Annotated in this window: 14 protein-coding genes and 5 tRNA genes; 15 read left to right on the forward strand and 4 right to left on the reverse strand. The window is 29.6% G+C overall.

From position 1 onward, the window contains the following. Entirely contained in the window at positions 1–744 is a 744-nt protein-coding gene (locus DU473_RS03210) for an amino acid ABC transporter ATP-binding protein (protein ID WP_131186516.1), read from the forward strand. A 200-nt stretch (positions 745–944) separates the two neighbouring features. Continuing rightward, positions 945–1,187, forward strand: a complete 243-nt coding sequence (locus tag DU473_RS03215; protein WP_131166336.1) for a glycosyltransferase family 25 protein — start codon at positions 945–947, stop codon at positions 1,185–1,187. Between the two features lie 354 nt (positions 1,188–1,541). On the opposite strand, the gene DU473_RS03220 is transcribed toward DU473_RS03215, so the two are convergent. Genes DU473_RS03220 through DU473_RS03235 form a run of 4 tightly spaced genes read right to left on the reverse strand, consistent with a single transcriptional unit; the run spans position 1,542 to position 8,938 of the window. Further along, positions 1,542–4,253, reverse strand: coding sequence for a cytochrome c biogenesis protein (locus tag DU473_RS03220; RefSeq protein ID WP_131186517.1), 2,712 nt, complete (start codon positions 4,251–4,253; stop codon positions 1,542–1,544). After that, positions 4,246–4,827 carry a SoxW family protein gene (locus DU473_RS03225; RefSeq protein WP_131163608.1) on the reverse strand — a complete coding sequence of 194 codons (582 nt, stop codon included), beginning with the start codon at positions 4,825–4,827 and terminating at the stop codon, positions 4,246–4,248. The genes DU473_RS03220 and DU473_RS03225 overlap by 8 nt, the downstream gene beginning before the upstream one ends. Positions 4,828–4,861: 34 nt before the next feature. Further along, on the reverse strand, positions 4,862–6,934 hold the full coding sequence (locus DU473_RS03230) for a rhodanese-like domain-containing protein (RefSeq protein WP_131186518.1): 2,073 nt from the start codon (positions 6,932–6,934) through the stop codon (positions 4,862–4,864). A 42-nt stretch (positions 6,935–6,976) separates the two neighbouring features. Further along, positions 6,977–8,938 (reverse strand): cytochrome c3 family protein, encoded by a 1,962-nt coding sequence (locus DU473_RS03235; protein WP_131163606.1) that lies wholly within the window; start codon positions 8,936–8,938, stop codon positions 6,977–6,979. A gap of 372 nt (positions 8,939–9,310) precedes the next feature. Between DU473_RS03235 and DU473_RS03240 the strand changes: the two genes are divergently transcribed. The 13 genes from DU473_RS03240 (at position 9,311) to rplL (ending at position 14,314) form a co-directional block, all read left to right on the forward strand. Next, positions 9,311–9,386 (forward strand) — tRNA-Thr (locus tag DU473_RS03240). A gap of 32 nt (positions 9,387–9,418) precedes the next feature. Next, positions 9,419–9,504, forward strand: a tRNA-Tyr gene (locus tag DU473_RS03245). 9 nt (positions 9,505–9,513) lie between these two features. Continuing rightward, positions 9,514–9,590 (forward strand) — tRNA-Gly (locus tag DU473_RS03250). 87 nt (positions 9,591–9,677) lie between these two features. Continuing rightward, positions 9,678–9,752, forward strand: a tRNA-Thr gene (locus DU473_RS03255). A gap of 68 nt (positions 9,753–9,820) precedes the next feature. After that, entirely contained in the window at positions 9,821–11,020 is a 1,200-nt protein-coding gene (gene tuf, locus DU473_RS03260) for an elongation factor Tu (RefSeq protein ID WP_131163605.1), read from the forward strand. A gap of 57 nt (positions 11,021–11,077) precedes the next feature. Next, entirely contained in the window at positions 11,078–11,236 is a 159-nt protein-coding gene (rpmG, locus tag DU473_RS03265) for a 50S ribosomal protein L33 (RefSeq protein ID WP_131163604.1), read from the forward strand. Positions 11,237–11,252: 16 nt separating this feature from the next. Then, positions 11,253–11,328: transfer RNA gene (locus DU473_RS03270), tRNA-Trp, on the forward strand. A gap of 18 nt (positions 11,329–11,346) precedes the next feature. Further along, positions 11,347–11,529 (forward strand): preprotein translocase subunit SecE, encoded by a 183-nt coding sequence (secE, locus tag DU473_RS03275; protein ID WP_131166332.1) that lies wholly within the window; start codon positions 11,347–11,349, stop codon positions 11,527–11,529. Between the two features lie 9 nt (positions 11,530–11,538). Next, the gene (nusG, locus tag DU473_RS03280) at positions 11,539–12,072 is read left to right on the forward strand and encodes a transcription termination/antitermination protein NusG (RefSeq protein ID WP_131163602.1); all 534 of its coding nucleotides are present in this window, start codon (positions 11,539–11,541) and stop codon (positions 12,070–12,072) included. Between the two features lie 36 nt (positions 12,073–12,108). Continuing rightward, on the forward strand, positions 12,109–12,534 hold the full coding sequence (gene rplK, locus DU473_RS03285; RefSeq protein ID WP_027304856.1) for a 50S ribosomal protein L11: 426 nt from the start codon (positions 12,109–12,111) through the stop codon (positions 12,532–12,534). 57 nt (positions 12,535–12,591) lie between these two features. Then, a complete protein-coding gene (rplA, locus tag DU473_RS03290) occupies positions 12,592–13,293 on the forward strand; it encodes a 50S ribosomal protein L1 (protein ID WP_131163601.1) in 702 nt (233 codons plus the stop codon). A gap of 149 nt (positions 13,294–13,442) precedes the next feature. Further along, a complete protein-coding gene (gene rplJ / locus DU473_RS03295) occupies positions 13,443–13,922 on the forward strand; it encodes a 50S ribosomal protein L10 (RefSeq protein WP_131163600.1) in 480 nt (159 codons plus the stop codon). A gap of 11 nt (positions 13,923–13,933) precedes the next feature. Next, on the forward strand, positions 13,934–14,314 hold the full coding sequence (gene rplL / locus DU473_RS03300; RefSeq protein ID WP_131163599.1) for a 50S ribosomal protein L7/L12: 381 nt from the start codon (positions 13,934–13,936) through the stop codon (positions 14,312–14,314). The last annotated feature ends 73 nt before the right edge of the window (positions 14,315–14,387 follow it).

Here is a 14,387-nt window from a genome sequence, read left to right on the forward strand (position 1 = left end):
GTGAGTATTTTAAAAATAGAAAATTTACAAAAATATTATGGTAATCATCATGCTTTAAAAAATATCAATTTGGAATTAAAGCAAAAGGAAACTCTTGTTATTTTAGGTCCTAGTGGATGCGGAAAATCAACTTTATTGCGTTGTATTAATGGGCTTGAAGAAATTGCTGATGGAAGTATTTATATCGATAAAGAAAAAATAACAAAAGATTTTAAAGACTGGACAAGAATTCGTCAAAAAGTAGGAATGGTTTTTCAATCTTATGAGCTTTTTGAACATTTAAGTGTAAGAGAAAATATACTTTTAGGTCCTACAAAAGTTCAAAGAAGAAACAAAGAAGAAGTTCTAGAAGAGGCAAAAAAATGGCTTGAAAAAGTTGGTTTATCTCATAAGATTGATGCTTATCCAAGAGAATTAAGCGGTGGACAAAAGCAGCGTATAGCTATAGTTAGAAGTTTATGTATGAATCCTGAATTAATGCTTTTTGATGAGGTTACAGCAGCTCTTGATCCTGAAATAGTACGTGAGGTTCTAGAGGTAATGCTTAATCTAGCAAGAGAGGGTATGACCATGATTATAGTAACTCATGAAATGGGCTTTGCTAAAGGGGTGGCCGATCGAATAGTTTTTATGGATAATGGCACTATAGTAGAAGAAAATACTCCTGATATATTTTTTAAAAATCCTAATACAGATAGAGCTAAAAAATTTCTTAATCTATTTAGTTATAATAAGGATTTTTAAATGAAAGTATTTATTATCAATTTATAAAGATCAACCTAAAAACGTATTAACTTAGAAAAACAAATTTCTAATTTATCCCGCCCCTCATAAAAGAAAAATTAGAATTTAATTTTTTAAAGCTATTGATGTAAATTATATGAGCATTTAAAATTTAAAAACATTTTACTTTTCTTGCCTATTTATATGGAGGTGGAGCATTGATGAGCGAGTCTGAAAAGGCTTGTTTTGCAAGTCATTATTTATTATGGCAAGAATGTGTAAGGCTTAATGAAAAAATACTAATCTTAGAAGATGATATAGTTTTTAACAAAGAATTTATAGAACATCTTAATGAAATTTTAAGTCTAGATTATGAAATGTTAAGATTTAATTATCAAGAAAATAAAATAGCATATAGGGTTGATAAAAATGTCGCTTTAGTATTAAAAAATAATCTTTTTTAGCTTCTCTTATATTATAAATCCAAAAGGAGCTAAAAAACTTTTAGAAAATGCTAAAATTTGGTTCGCACCTGTTGATTATTATTTAGATATGTATTATTTTTATAAAATTTATAATTTGATGTATATGAAAAATCTATTTAGCTTTCAGGCTCAAGCAGGTTCAAATATACAAAAAACGTCCTTTAAAAATTATTATAATTCAAAAAATAACCAGACCTTTATCTAAATTTTTTCTCATCTTTATAGATATATTTTTGTATTTTTTGTAAATCCTAAAAAAGAATTTAAAAATAATCCATTTTTTGAAAAAGCTAAAAAATAAAAATTTTTAACTTATCTTAAATTTAAGATAAGTTAAATAGGACTTTTAAGTTTTCTTTTAAAAAAAGCTAATATGATTAAAGCAAAAGTAAAAATAATAAAAAAATATAGAAATTTAGGCACAGGTATAGGATCGCCACTTGCATATGAATGAAGCCCTGATAAATAAAAATTAACACCAAAATAGGTCATTAAAATGGAATAAAAACCTAAAATACTAGCACTTGCAAAAACAAAAGGTGAATTAAGTTTTGGTATAAGTCTTAAATGTAAGATTATGGTATAAATGATAATAGAAATTAAAGCCCATGTTTCTTTAGAATCCCACCCCCAGTATCTTCCCCAGCTTTCATTTGCCCAAACTCCACCTAAAAAATTTCCTATGGTAAGCAAAGCAAGTGCTATAATCATAGCCATTTCATTGATGCAATGAATGTTTAAAATACTTTGATCAATTTGTGGTTTTTGAGAATTTCTTAAAATAAATAAAACTAAACTAAAAACCCCCAAAAAGAAACAAAAAGCTAAAAATCCATAACTTGCAGTGATAATAGAAACGTGAATATTTAGCCAATAAGATTTTAAAACAGGAACTAAGTTTGTAATTTGTGGATCCATAAAGCCAAGATGAGCCACAAATAAAGAAATTCCAGCCATAATATTTGCAACACAAAGAGATAAAATTGATTTTTTGTAAAACATAAATCCGCAGATTATACAAGCTAAAGCTATATAAATCATACTTTCATAGGCATTACTCCAAGGAGCGTGATCTCCTATATACCATCTTAAAGTTAATGCAAAAATATGCACTAAAATAGCCAGTAGTGTTAAAAATATAATAATTTTTTTAAGGGTATTGAAAATATTTTTATTTTTTAAAATTTCATAAAAAATTAATACAAATAGCAAAATTCCAAAACTAAGATAAATATAGCCTAAATTTTTAAAGAAATCAAAATGATTTAGAAAAATTTCCATTTTTATTTTTAAAGGAGAAGGTAAAAGTTTTTCTCCGTAATATTCTTGAAATTTTTTGATATTTATTAAAGATTCATTGGCTCGTGTGAAATTATTATCTTCTAAGGCGGTATTAAAATTTAAAAAATAATTATACATTAGATTTTGTATCATTTGAATGTCTTTAAATTTAAAAGGCATATTTGTAGCAGGTGAATACCAAGTTGTAGTATTAAAGCTAGGATCTGGGAAAATTCTAAAAATTTCTCCGCTATATATATAAAATGCTAGATTAATTTTTTCGTCTAAAGCTAAAATGTCTTTGTCAAATTGCGTTCTAAGATTTGGTTTTTTTCGGTTTGCTTCTTGAACATAATTTATGATTTTATAAAAATTTCCATCAAAAGTATCATTATAAGATGCATATTTTTCTTCATTGTTAATTCCTAAAATCTGCTTAAGTTTATCTGTTTTTATAGGAATCATCTTAACTTGTTTAAAGTATTTTGGATAAATCATCATTCCTAAAAATATTTGATTATAATTTAATCCTAAAAAAGAATTTCTTTTCGTGATTTTATGGATAAAATTCATAGCCAAAGTATCTATGGGCTTAATCCTTCCATCAAAATCTTGCACTAATAAACTTGAAAATATTTTAGAATGTTCATTAGAATTTTGCTTAATGCTTTTTATAGTATTGATAATGTTATCTTTTTCTTCATTAGCAAAGGCAAAATTTTGCAAAGATAAAAGTAAAATACAAAATAAAAATAAATTTTTTTGATTTTTAAGATAAGAACTAAGTTTTAAAAATCTTGAATTTTTATCAAATATTACCCATAAAAAACCTATAATAAGTAAGGTATAACCTATATAAGTTGGAATTTTACCCGGATCTTTATTGACTGAGAGTATAGTTCCTTTCTCATCTTCATCGTATGAGGATTGAAAAAAACGATAACCTCCATAATCTAAAACATTATTCATAAAAATTTTATATTCAAAATTTTGATTGTTATCATTAACTATAATATCTGAAGCATAAGATGAAGGGCTCATGGATCCTGCATAACGTTCTAATATAAATTGATTTAATGTTAAAGAAAATGGTAATTGAATTTCTTTTGGACCCAAATTAAGGGCAAAAATTTTATCAGCTAATCTAAAAGGAATTACATTTTCATTGTTATAATTACTAAGAAGTAAAATATCTTTTGAATCACCTTTATAATTTATATTAAATTCTATAATAGGAAGACTTTCTTTATCTTGTGCTTTAGTGTAACTTTTAAGTTTTATATTGACTTTATTGTCCTTTAAATTTATATCTTGTTCAAAGTGATTTTTAAATAAAGGATGTAAATTTATAGGAAAAGAAAAATATTCTATCACTTTTCCTATGTCATTATAGACCATAAAAGAAAGAATTTCATCTCTTGTTATTAAGATATTTGATTTTTCACCTTCTCTTATATGCATTCCCCCTTCTAAGCCAAAATATCTAGTTATCCCAGCACCAATAAGTATCATGATAAAGGAACAGTGTAAAAGCAAAATAGCGTATTTTTTTCTAGGTATAAATTTATAAATTACTATTGCGCCTATTAAATTAATGATTAGTATTAAATGAAGCAAGTCAAACCATAAGGCATTATAAATTAATGTTTTAGCTACGTTGGTTCCAAAATCATTTTCTATAAAGGTTGCAACAGCACACGCAAACGCGTAAAGAAAAAGTAAAATAAGGCTCATCCATAATGAAAAAAATATTTTTTTAAACATTATTTTCCCTATAAGCTAAAAATAGCTTTTTTAAAAGTTCATCTTCTGTTAAATTTTGATTTTCTTTTAAAATATCCATGGTTAAAGCAAGCCTTTTTGCGCCCATTAATCCAGGATAATTAAGCAACATTTTTCCAGAGGAGTTAAAAAATATTAAAGTTGGGGTTGATTGAATATCATAGTTTTGTATAAGATCTTGTGTTGTTTGTTTTTGTTTGTTGATATTATGGATTTTTTGATAGCTTATATTGATATAGTAAGAGTTATAATCTTTTCTTAGCTTATCTTGTAATTTTTTGTCCTCTTTGATTTCTTCTCTTAATTTATTGCAATATTTGCAGTTATTGGAGCTAAATATAATAAATGTCGGTTTTTTATCATCAAAAATAATATTTTGATTGTCTTTAAAAAAAATAGCAATTTCTTTATAAGAATTTATATCTAATGAATTTGAATGTTCGAGTTGCTCTTTACTTAATGCTGAATTATTGCTTAATATATTCTTATTAATTTGTTCATCATTGCAAGCATATAAAAATAAAATAAATAATCCACATAATATTTTTTTAATCAATTTTTATCCTTTTTAAAGTGCCTAAAATAGGCACTTATTTTAATAGTTCTATAATGAAAGCATAAATCATTAAAAACAAAAATATCATTCCTGTAATTAACATTGCATAGCCAATTATTTTTGCTATACCTTTGTAAGAGTTAAATTTTGAATTTTTCTCCTTAAGTGTTTCTAATTTTCCGCTTTCTATTAAACGTTTATAATAATTATTTCTTTCTTGTCTAATTTCACTTTCACTTTGAACTCCTGAAAATATAACCATATCCATAGGGAAACGATCGGCTCTAAAATGAGTATTGAAAAAGTGTATTGCAAAGATAAATCCTGTTGCAAGTAAAGCTTCATCTGAGTGAATTAATGTGCAAAGATTTATCATCCATCCAGGTAAAATTAGAGTAAAAAATGTTGGAAACCATAATACTAATCCAGAAAATCCTATTACAAACATACCCCAAAATACTGCTAAATAATCAAATTTTTCCCAGTAAGTCCAACGATCAAATTGAGGTCTTTCTCCTTTGCCAAAAAACCATTTAAAATGTGCTTTCATGTCTTTAAAATCTTGTAAATTTGGCATTAAAGAATCAGGCCCAAAAAGAGCTTTGAAAATTTTCTTTTTATCTAATTTTCCTGTATTAGGATTGCGTACTAAATCTCTTCTTTTCCAATTAACTAAAATAATTTCCCCAATATGAGAGAAAAACACCATAAACATTATAATGGCACTGATATGATGTATAAGTGTTGCATTAAGAGGTCCGCCCATTAGATTAATCATAGTTTGCGCCCAAGGAGCTGTATAAAATTTTTGTGGCAGACCAGAAAAAGCAAGTCCTAGAAAGCTTGCAGCCATAAAGAAATGTTGTATTTTATGAAATGTTGAAAAGCGTTTGATCAAAATCTTATCATTATGAGTATTTTCTTTTGCTTTTTTCCATGTAATAGGATTTTTAATTCTTGCAATGATCAATCTTATACTCCAAAGCAGAGTGTGAAGTCCAAAAAATGCAAAAACTCCCACAACTAGACAAGTCATAAATATATAAGCTGTGTTTAATAGTGGAAAATTATTTCTATCATTATGATCAGCATGTGCTATAAAATTTGCAAAATTTTCATTTGAATTTGGATGACACTCCATACAAGTTTTAACACGATTTATAGGTGATAAAGTCGAATTTAAGTCATTTACTTTTAAGATATTATGCTTTCCATGACAATCAAAACAAGCAGCCACTTTAGGAGCACTTCCTGGGGTGTTTAAAAACATAGCTTTTCCATGAAAAGTATCATGATAACGATCTTGTTTATCTTGATGACATTCTCCGCACTTAAAATCGCTTCTTTGTTTTAAGGTCATAAGATCAAAAACATTATTATTGTTAGTATGGATTTCGTGACAAGTTGTGCAAGTTGGTTTTTTCTTTTCTTTGCCATCTTTGCCAAGTGCCATTTGGCTTATATTTTGATGGATGCTATGTTTAAATTCTTTATTAGCTTCTTTATGACAAGTAGCACAGTTATTATTTATAAGATCTAAATTTGCAGCGTTGTAATATTCAATTTTCTTTTGATTTTCACCTTTTCCATGACAATCTCTACAGCTTGGCAAATCTCCAAAATACATTCTTGAATGAATGCTATCTTTAAAATCTTTTATATCTTTTGCATTTTGCCATTTTTCTATTTGTTCTTTTTGAACCTTTCTTCCTGATATAACCCATGATTCAATACCATCAAGCATAACGTAAATATTTTTATAACCCATTTTTTTACTTAAATTCGCAAGACTTGAGGCATTATAAGTAAAGCGATTTGAACCATAAAAAATTAAAGTAGCATTAAAGTCGTTTGGTAGCAAATTTTGCCAGTTTTCGGCATTGACTAAGATTGCATTAGGAATATAACCTGCATTTTCTCTTTCTTCTTCTGAATTAACATCTATGAAATATATATCTTTTTTATCTAAAAGTTTTTCAGCATCTGCCATACTAATTGGAGTGATGCCATCTATAATACCAATTTGCATTTTTCCATCAGCATAAGCTAACTGTGCAAAAAACATAAAAAAACTAAGAATAATAAATTTGATCAAGCTTTTTTTCAAGATTAGCTCCTTAAAATTTGCTCCAAAAAAGGAGCAAGAAAATTATTTGAGAATATTTTTAGCTTCTTGTATATAAACTAAAGCTTCATCAACTATTTTTTTGGAATAAACCGGTCCATGAACTCCCCAAGAACCGTCTTTTTGTATTTTTTCTGCTATTTCTCTTGCCTGATTAGCTAAAGAAATAACTTTTGATTTTTTCTCAACAGAGAGTTTAGGATTTTCAGCCATTTTTTTATCTATATCTTTAATACCCTTTAAGATATTTTCATAGCCATCTTTTACAGGTTTTTGCCAACCTACAACAATGTCATAAATCATTTCTTGATTTGTAAAGTGTAGTTTTTTAGGCAAATTTGACTGCACTGCACTATGACAACCGCTAGCACCAGGACCCATTAAATTTGGATCACTAAAACTTGTGCGACCGCAACTCCACATTAGATCAAGAAAAAATCTTCCATCATTATCTCTTGCTATAGTCCATCCGGGTGTTTTTGGAGATCTTTCTTTTCCTTCTGGTGGATTTAATGTTTTTGCTTCTTTATCAACTTTTATTTTCCAAATATGTGAAGCTCTAACATTGTCAAATCCACCTTTATCAGGATTTTGAACCACTCCAAAATTTTCACAACTCATCATATTTGGCATATGACATGCGGTGCAATTATCTTTTGAATGAATTCCGCCTTGTTTAAAGAATCCTGCTTGCGTGTCATGACAATCTGCACAAGTTTTTTTAAGTCCAACTTTTGTATAACCATCTTTCCAGTTATTATAAGTCACTTCATGCGGATCATGACAAGTTGAACATCTCATACCTTTATCATAGTGAGCAGAGCTATACATTTGAGCTCCTTCTGTTCCGCATGCTGGACAGCTAGATTTAAAAAAGGCATTAAATGGTTTTCTTGGATTTTTCTTTGCATCTTCTTGATCATAAGAAAATCTTTGATGACATCTTTCACAATTTGATGGCATACCAGCTCCCCTAGCTCCATAAAGATGGGCACCAGCTCCATGACATTCTTCGCAAGAAATTCCTTTAGAGATTGTATGTTTTCTTAATTCTTGTGGATTGCCTAAAGCTTTATAAAATTCTTCTTTATTTTTAAAATCAAATTTAAAAGAGTGGCATGTTTCACAGTATGAACTTGCTGGTTGGAAAAGCATATTTTTTCCATAGCTTGCAGCATAAGAATTTGTTCCCCATACTTTTGATCCATTTCCTCCAAATTCTTCTAAAGTGGTTGGAAATCCTGGTGAAAATTTGGCAATTTTTTTAGTCATTTCTGGGGTTAAAAACTCGCTCCATAATCTTGAAAATTGATTTCCTCCTGCTACTATTTTTCCAGTCATATTGCTTAAATTTCCATCCTCAACATGATAAGTTCCACGCACTAACCATTTATCGATAAACCCATATTTAGTTCTTGGTGTTCCAATTACTGCATAAACATCATCAGGATAAATTCCTAATGGTAAAATTGTAGAAGGAGAGTTGTACATAGGTTTTTTTAGATCATTATTTACTTCTTCAAATTCATCTGGAAAACGGACACTTTTTGCATGGCGAGATCTCTCCCATGCCTTATATTGAGCAGGGTGGCATTCTCCACATTTTTTAGGACCTACAAATTTATTTGGAATATCTAAAAATGATTCCATTCCTAGGCGGTATGTTATAGAGGTATTAGAAAGATGGTTTTGTTCTGCAAATGTAGGGCCATTTGAAAATTCTACATATTCTTCTTCTCTATCACTTATAGCATATTTTCCAACTATACGACCTTCTTTTTCATATTTGAACATAGGATGATTTTCTTTTAAATATTTAAAAAAAGCATCTTCTTGATGAATATAACCTTCAAGCGTTCTTGGTGTTGTATTGCCATCTTGCGCCGCTTGTCCTTGAATGAGAACGTTTGGATTTTGCCTTGCATTTAATGCATTATTTCCTAAAAATAAAACTAATGCAGTAATACCTAATATAAGTTTATTCATAAGTATAACCTTGCGATTGGAAATTTAAGTAAAACAATTAATTAATAGCAATAGATAATTTTTATTAACTATTTGTTAACTTATATTTGAAATTTATTATAAATAAACTTAAAATATATTTAAAATAATATATAAAATTTAAATATTAAATTAATTTTTATTTAATATTAATTACAAATTTTTAAAAATTAATTAATTTTTAAATTTAAAAATTAATTAAAGACTTAATAGTATTTATAGTTCATAGAATATAGATAGATGTTTAGGTAATTTAGTAATTTAATAATGCATAATATTTTAAAATATTGTTTATTTTTTTAATTTTTCCTTGACAAAACCTTTTTTTTAGGTTAGAATAACAACCTAATTTTTGCTGGTTTAGCTCAGTTGGTAGAGCAGCTGCCTTGTAAGCAGCAGGTCGGGGGTTCAAGTCCCTTAACCAGCTCCATTTAACAGTGTTTGACCAGATAGAAGCGTTTTGGTGAGTTACTCAAGTGGCCAACGAGGGCAGACTGTAAATCTGCTGGCTTTCGCCTTCCGTGGTTCGAATCCACGACTCACCACCATCATTGCTTGCGGGAGTAGCTCAGTTGGCTAGAGCATCAGCCTTCCAAGCTGAGGGTCGCGGGTTCGAGTCCCGTTTCCCGCTCCAAAATTATAAACTGGGAGCTGTATTTATTTTAAAACTTACAGTTTATCTCCTAGATTTTTGTTGTCTATAAAAATAATTTTTCTGAGCGCTCGTATGGCTCAGAGGTAGAGCACTCCCTTGGTAAGGGAGAGGTCGCGGGTTCAATTCCCGCTATGAGCTCCATTGATTTGAAAAAATTATACAATATAGACTTGCTTTGCTTGATTATACTTTAATTATGGAGGAAAAAAATGGCTAAAGAAAAGTTTTCACGAAATAAGCCACATGTGAATATAGGAACAATTGGTCACGTTGACCATGGTAAAACAACTTTAACAGCTGCTATTTCTGCTGTTTTGTCAAGAAAAGGCTTGGCAGAGCTTAAAGATTATGATAATATCGATAATGCTCCAGAAGAGAAAGAACGTGGTATTACAATTGCTACTTCTCATATCGAGTATGAAACAGATAATCGCCATTATGCACATGTTGATTGTCCTGGCCACGCTGACTATGTTAAAAATATGATTACAGGTGCAGCGCAAATGGATGGAGCTATACTTGTTGTTTCTGCTGCTGATGGTCCTATGCCGCAAACTAGAGAGCATATATTACTTTCACGTCAAGTTGGAGTTCCTTATATTGTTGTTTTTATGAATAAAGCAGATATGGTAGATGATGCTGAACTTTTAGAATTAGTTGAAATGGAAATTAGAGAATTATTGAGTTCTTATGATTTTCCTGGAGATGATACTCCTATCATTTCTGGTTCAGCACTTAAAGCTTTAGAAGAAGCTAAGGCTGGACAAGACGGTGAATGGTCTGCAAAAATACTTGATCTTATGGCTGCAGTTGATAGTTATATACCAACACCAACTCGTGATACAGAGAAAGATTTCTTAATGCCAATTGAAGATGTTTTTTCAATTTCTGGTCGTGGAACAGTTGTTACAGGTAGAATAGAAAAAGGTATTGTTAAAGTTGGAGATACTGTAGAAATTGTAGGAATTAGAGATACTCAAACTACAACAGTTACAGGTGTAGAAATGTTTAGAAAAGAAATGGATCAAGGTGAAGCAGGTGATAATGTTGGAGTTCTTTTAAGAGGAACAAAAAAAGAAGATGTTATCCGTGGAATGGTTCTTGCTAAACCTAAGTCAATAACACCTCATACAGATTTTGAAGCTGAAGTTTATATTTTAAATAAAGATGAAGGTGGTAGACATACTCCATTCTTTAATAATTACAGACCGCAATTCTATGTAAGAACAACAGATGTAACTGGTTCTATCAAATTAGCCGAAGGTGTTGAAATGGTTATGCCAGGAGAAAATGTAAGAATTTCTGTAAGCTTAATTGCACCAGTTGCATTAGAAGAAGGAACTCGTTTTGCTATTCGTGAAGGTGGTAAAACTGTTGGTTCTGGTGTTGTTACAAAAATACTTAAATAAATAACTTAAATTTTAAAGCTAAGATTTAACAATCTTGGCTTTTTATAAGGAATTAGAATGAGAATTAAAATAGGTTTAAAATGTGAAGAATGTGGTGATATAAATTATAGCACTTATAAAAATAGTAAGAATAATACTGAAAAATTAGAATTAAAAAAATATTGCCCAAGATTAAAAAAACATACTTTACATAAAGAAGTTAAATTAAAAAGTTAATCTTTTTAATTTTTATAGGGCAATAGCTCCAATGGTAGAGCGCCGGATTCCAAATCCGATGGTTGGGGGTTCGAGTCCCTCTTGCCCTGCCATATTGAAGGTTGATATAAATGGAAAAATTAATCACTTATTTTAAATTGTCAAAAACAGAATTAAGGAAAGTAATTTTTCCTTTAAAAGAACAAGTAAGAAATGCTTATATCACTGTATTTGTGGTTGTAACAGTAGTTTCTTTATTTTTGACATTGGTAGATTGGATAATGTCATCGGTTATTTCTTTAATTATAAAGTAAAGGAAACTAATGAATAATCATAAATGGTATGCTATTCAAACTTATGCTGGTAGTGAAATGGCAGTTAAAAGAGCTATTGAGAATTTAGTAAAAGATAATGGAATCGAAGAGCAACTTAAAAAAATTGTTGTTCCGACCGAAGATGTTATAGAATTTAAAAATGGAAAAGAAAAAATTAGTGAAAGAAGTCTTTATTCAGGTTATGTTTTTGCTTGTCTAGATTTAAATACAGAGCTTTGGCATCGTATACAATCTCTTCCAAAAGTAGGTCGTTTTATTGGAGAATCTAAAAAACCAACTCCTTTGAATGAAAAGGATATTGATTTAATTTTGGAAAAAGTGCATCATAAGGCTGCACCTAAGCCTAAAATTGCATTTGACGAGGGTGAGAATGTTAGAATTATTGAAGGTCCTTTTGCTAATTTTACTGGTATAGTAGAAGAATATGATATGGTTAGAGGATTATTAAAACTTAACGTTTCTATTTTTGGACGTTCAACACCAGTAGAAATTTTATATTCTCAAGTTGAAAAGATAATATAATACTTTAAGCATTTAATTTTTTAAGGAGATTTGGTTATGGCTAAAAAAGTTGTAGGTGAAATAAAATTACAGATTGCTGCTACAAAAGCAAATCCTTCACCTCCTGTAGGTCCTGCTTTGGGTCAGCAAGGTGTAAATATTATGGAGTTTTGTAAGGCTTTTAATGAAAGAACAAAAGATATGGCAGGATTTAACATACCTGTTGTAATTACTGTTTATGCAGATAAAAGTTTTACTTTTATTACTAAACAGCCTCCTGCTACTGATCTTATTAAAAAGGCTGCAGGTATTTCAAAGGGTGCGGATAATCCACTTAAAAATAAAGTGGGCAAGCTTACTCGTGCTCAAGTTTTAGAAATTGTTGATAAAAAGCTTGCAGATTTAAATACTAAAGATAGAGATCAGGCTGCAAAAATTATTGCAGGTTCAGCACGTTCTATGGGTGTTGAAATAGTTGATTAATATTAATAAATTTACCGCCAAAAAGGCGGAAGCACTTTAAAAATGCGGAGAGAATAGATGGCTAAAATGACTAAAAGATTAAAAGAATTATCAGAAAAAGTTGATTTAAAAAAGAACTATAATTTAAATGAAGCAATTGATAATATTAAAACTTTAGCTTCAGCTAAATTTGATGAGACGGTTGAAATCGCTCTTAAGCTTAATGTAGATCCAAGACATGCAGATCAAATGGTTCGTGGTTCAGTTGTTCTTCCAGCTGGAACTGGTAAAAAAGTTCGTGTGGCAGTAATTGCAAAAGATGCAAAAGCAGATGAAGCTAAAAATGCTGGAGCTGATATCGTTGGTAGTGATGATTTGGTTGAAGAGATTCAAAAGGGAAATATTAATTTTGATGTTTTAATTGCAACTCCAAATTTAATGGGTTTAGTAGGTAAAGTTGGTCGTATTTTAGGTCCAAAAGGATTAATGCCAAATCCTAAAACTGGAACAGTAACAATGGATGTTGCACAAGCGGTTAATAATGCAAAAAGTGGTCAGGTAAATTTCCGTGTAGATAAGCAAGGAAATATTCATGCAGGACTTGGAAAAGTTAGTTTTTCTAAAGATAAATTGTTTGATAATATTTCTACATTTGTTAAAGCGATTAATAAACATAAGCCAGCTGCTGCAAAGGGAAGATATATTAAGAGTGCAGCATTAAGTTTAACTATGAGTCCTTCATTAAAGCTTGAAGTTCAAGAATTATTAGATATGAAATAAGTTACCTTTAGATAAGGTAACTTAAAATAAATATTTGAAGAAATTTTTTTTCTTGAGATATTTATTTTAGATTGAAGATAGTCGAGGTATTTATACTTAATTAGATTTTTATCTGCTCTACTTGAAATCTCAATCGGAAAGGAGAAGATGTGACTAGAAGCGAAAAAGTTGAAATTATTGCTAAGCTTGAAGAGAATTTTAAAATGAGCGAAGCTATTGTAGTTTGTGACTACAGAGGCTTAAAAACTAAAAAGCTTGAAGAGCTTAGAAATAATGCAAGAGAAAATAATGTTAAAGTTCAAATTATTAAAAATACTTTAGCGAATATTGCTCTTTCAAATTCCGGTAAAAAAGGCTTAGAACTCAAAGATACTAATATTTATCTTTGGGGAGAAGATCAATTAAGCGTCTCAAAAGTTGCTGCAAAATTTGAAGAAAATAATGAATGCTTTAAAATTAAAAGTGCTTTTGTAGACGGTGAAGTTGTTGAAGTATCTAAAGTTAAAGCTTTAGCTAAAATGCCTTCACGTAATGAGTTGCTTGCTATGCTTTTGCAGGTTTGGAATGCGCCTATTACCAACTTTACAATAGGCCTAAATGCGTTAAAAAATAAAAAAGAATCAGAATAAAAGGATAAAAAATGGCGATAACAAAAGAAGATGTGTTAGAATATATTTCAAATTTAAGTGTTCTTGAATTATCAGAATTAGTAAAAGAATTCGAAGAAAAATTTGGTGTTTCTGCAGCTCCTGTAATGGTTGCAGCCGCTGGAGGTGCCGCTGGAGGTGCCGCTGGAGGTGCTGAAGAAAAAACTGAATTTGATATTGTTTTAACTGATAGTGGTGCTAAAAAAATCGAAGTAATTAAAATTGTTCGTGCTTTAACAGGTCTTGGATTAAAAGAAGCAAAAGATGCTGTTGAACAAACTCCTTCTACTTTAAAAGAGGGCGTAGCTAAAGCAGATGCTGAAGCAGCTAAAAAACAACTTGAAGAAGCTGGTGCTAAAGTAGAGCTTAAATAAGTTTATATGTTTAAGAAGGCTTTCTAATCTAAGCCTTCTTTATTTTAGTTTTTTACCTAATTTTAGGTCTTCT

It is taken from the genome of Campylobacter novaezeelandiae (assembly GCF_004323845.1).
Lineage (GTDB): Bacteria > Campylobacterota > Campylobacteria > Campylobacterales > Campylobacteraceae > Campylobacter_D > Campylobacter_D novaezeelandiae.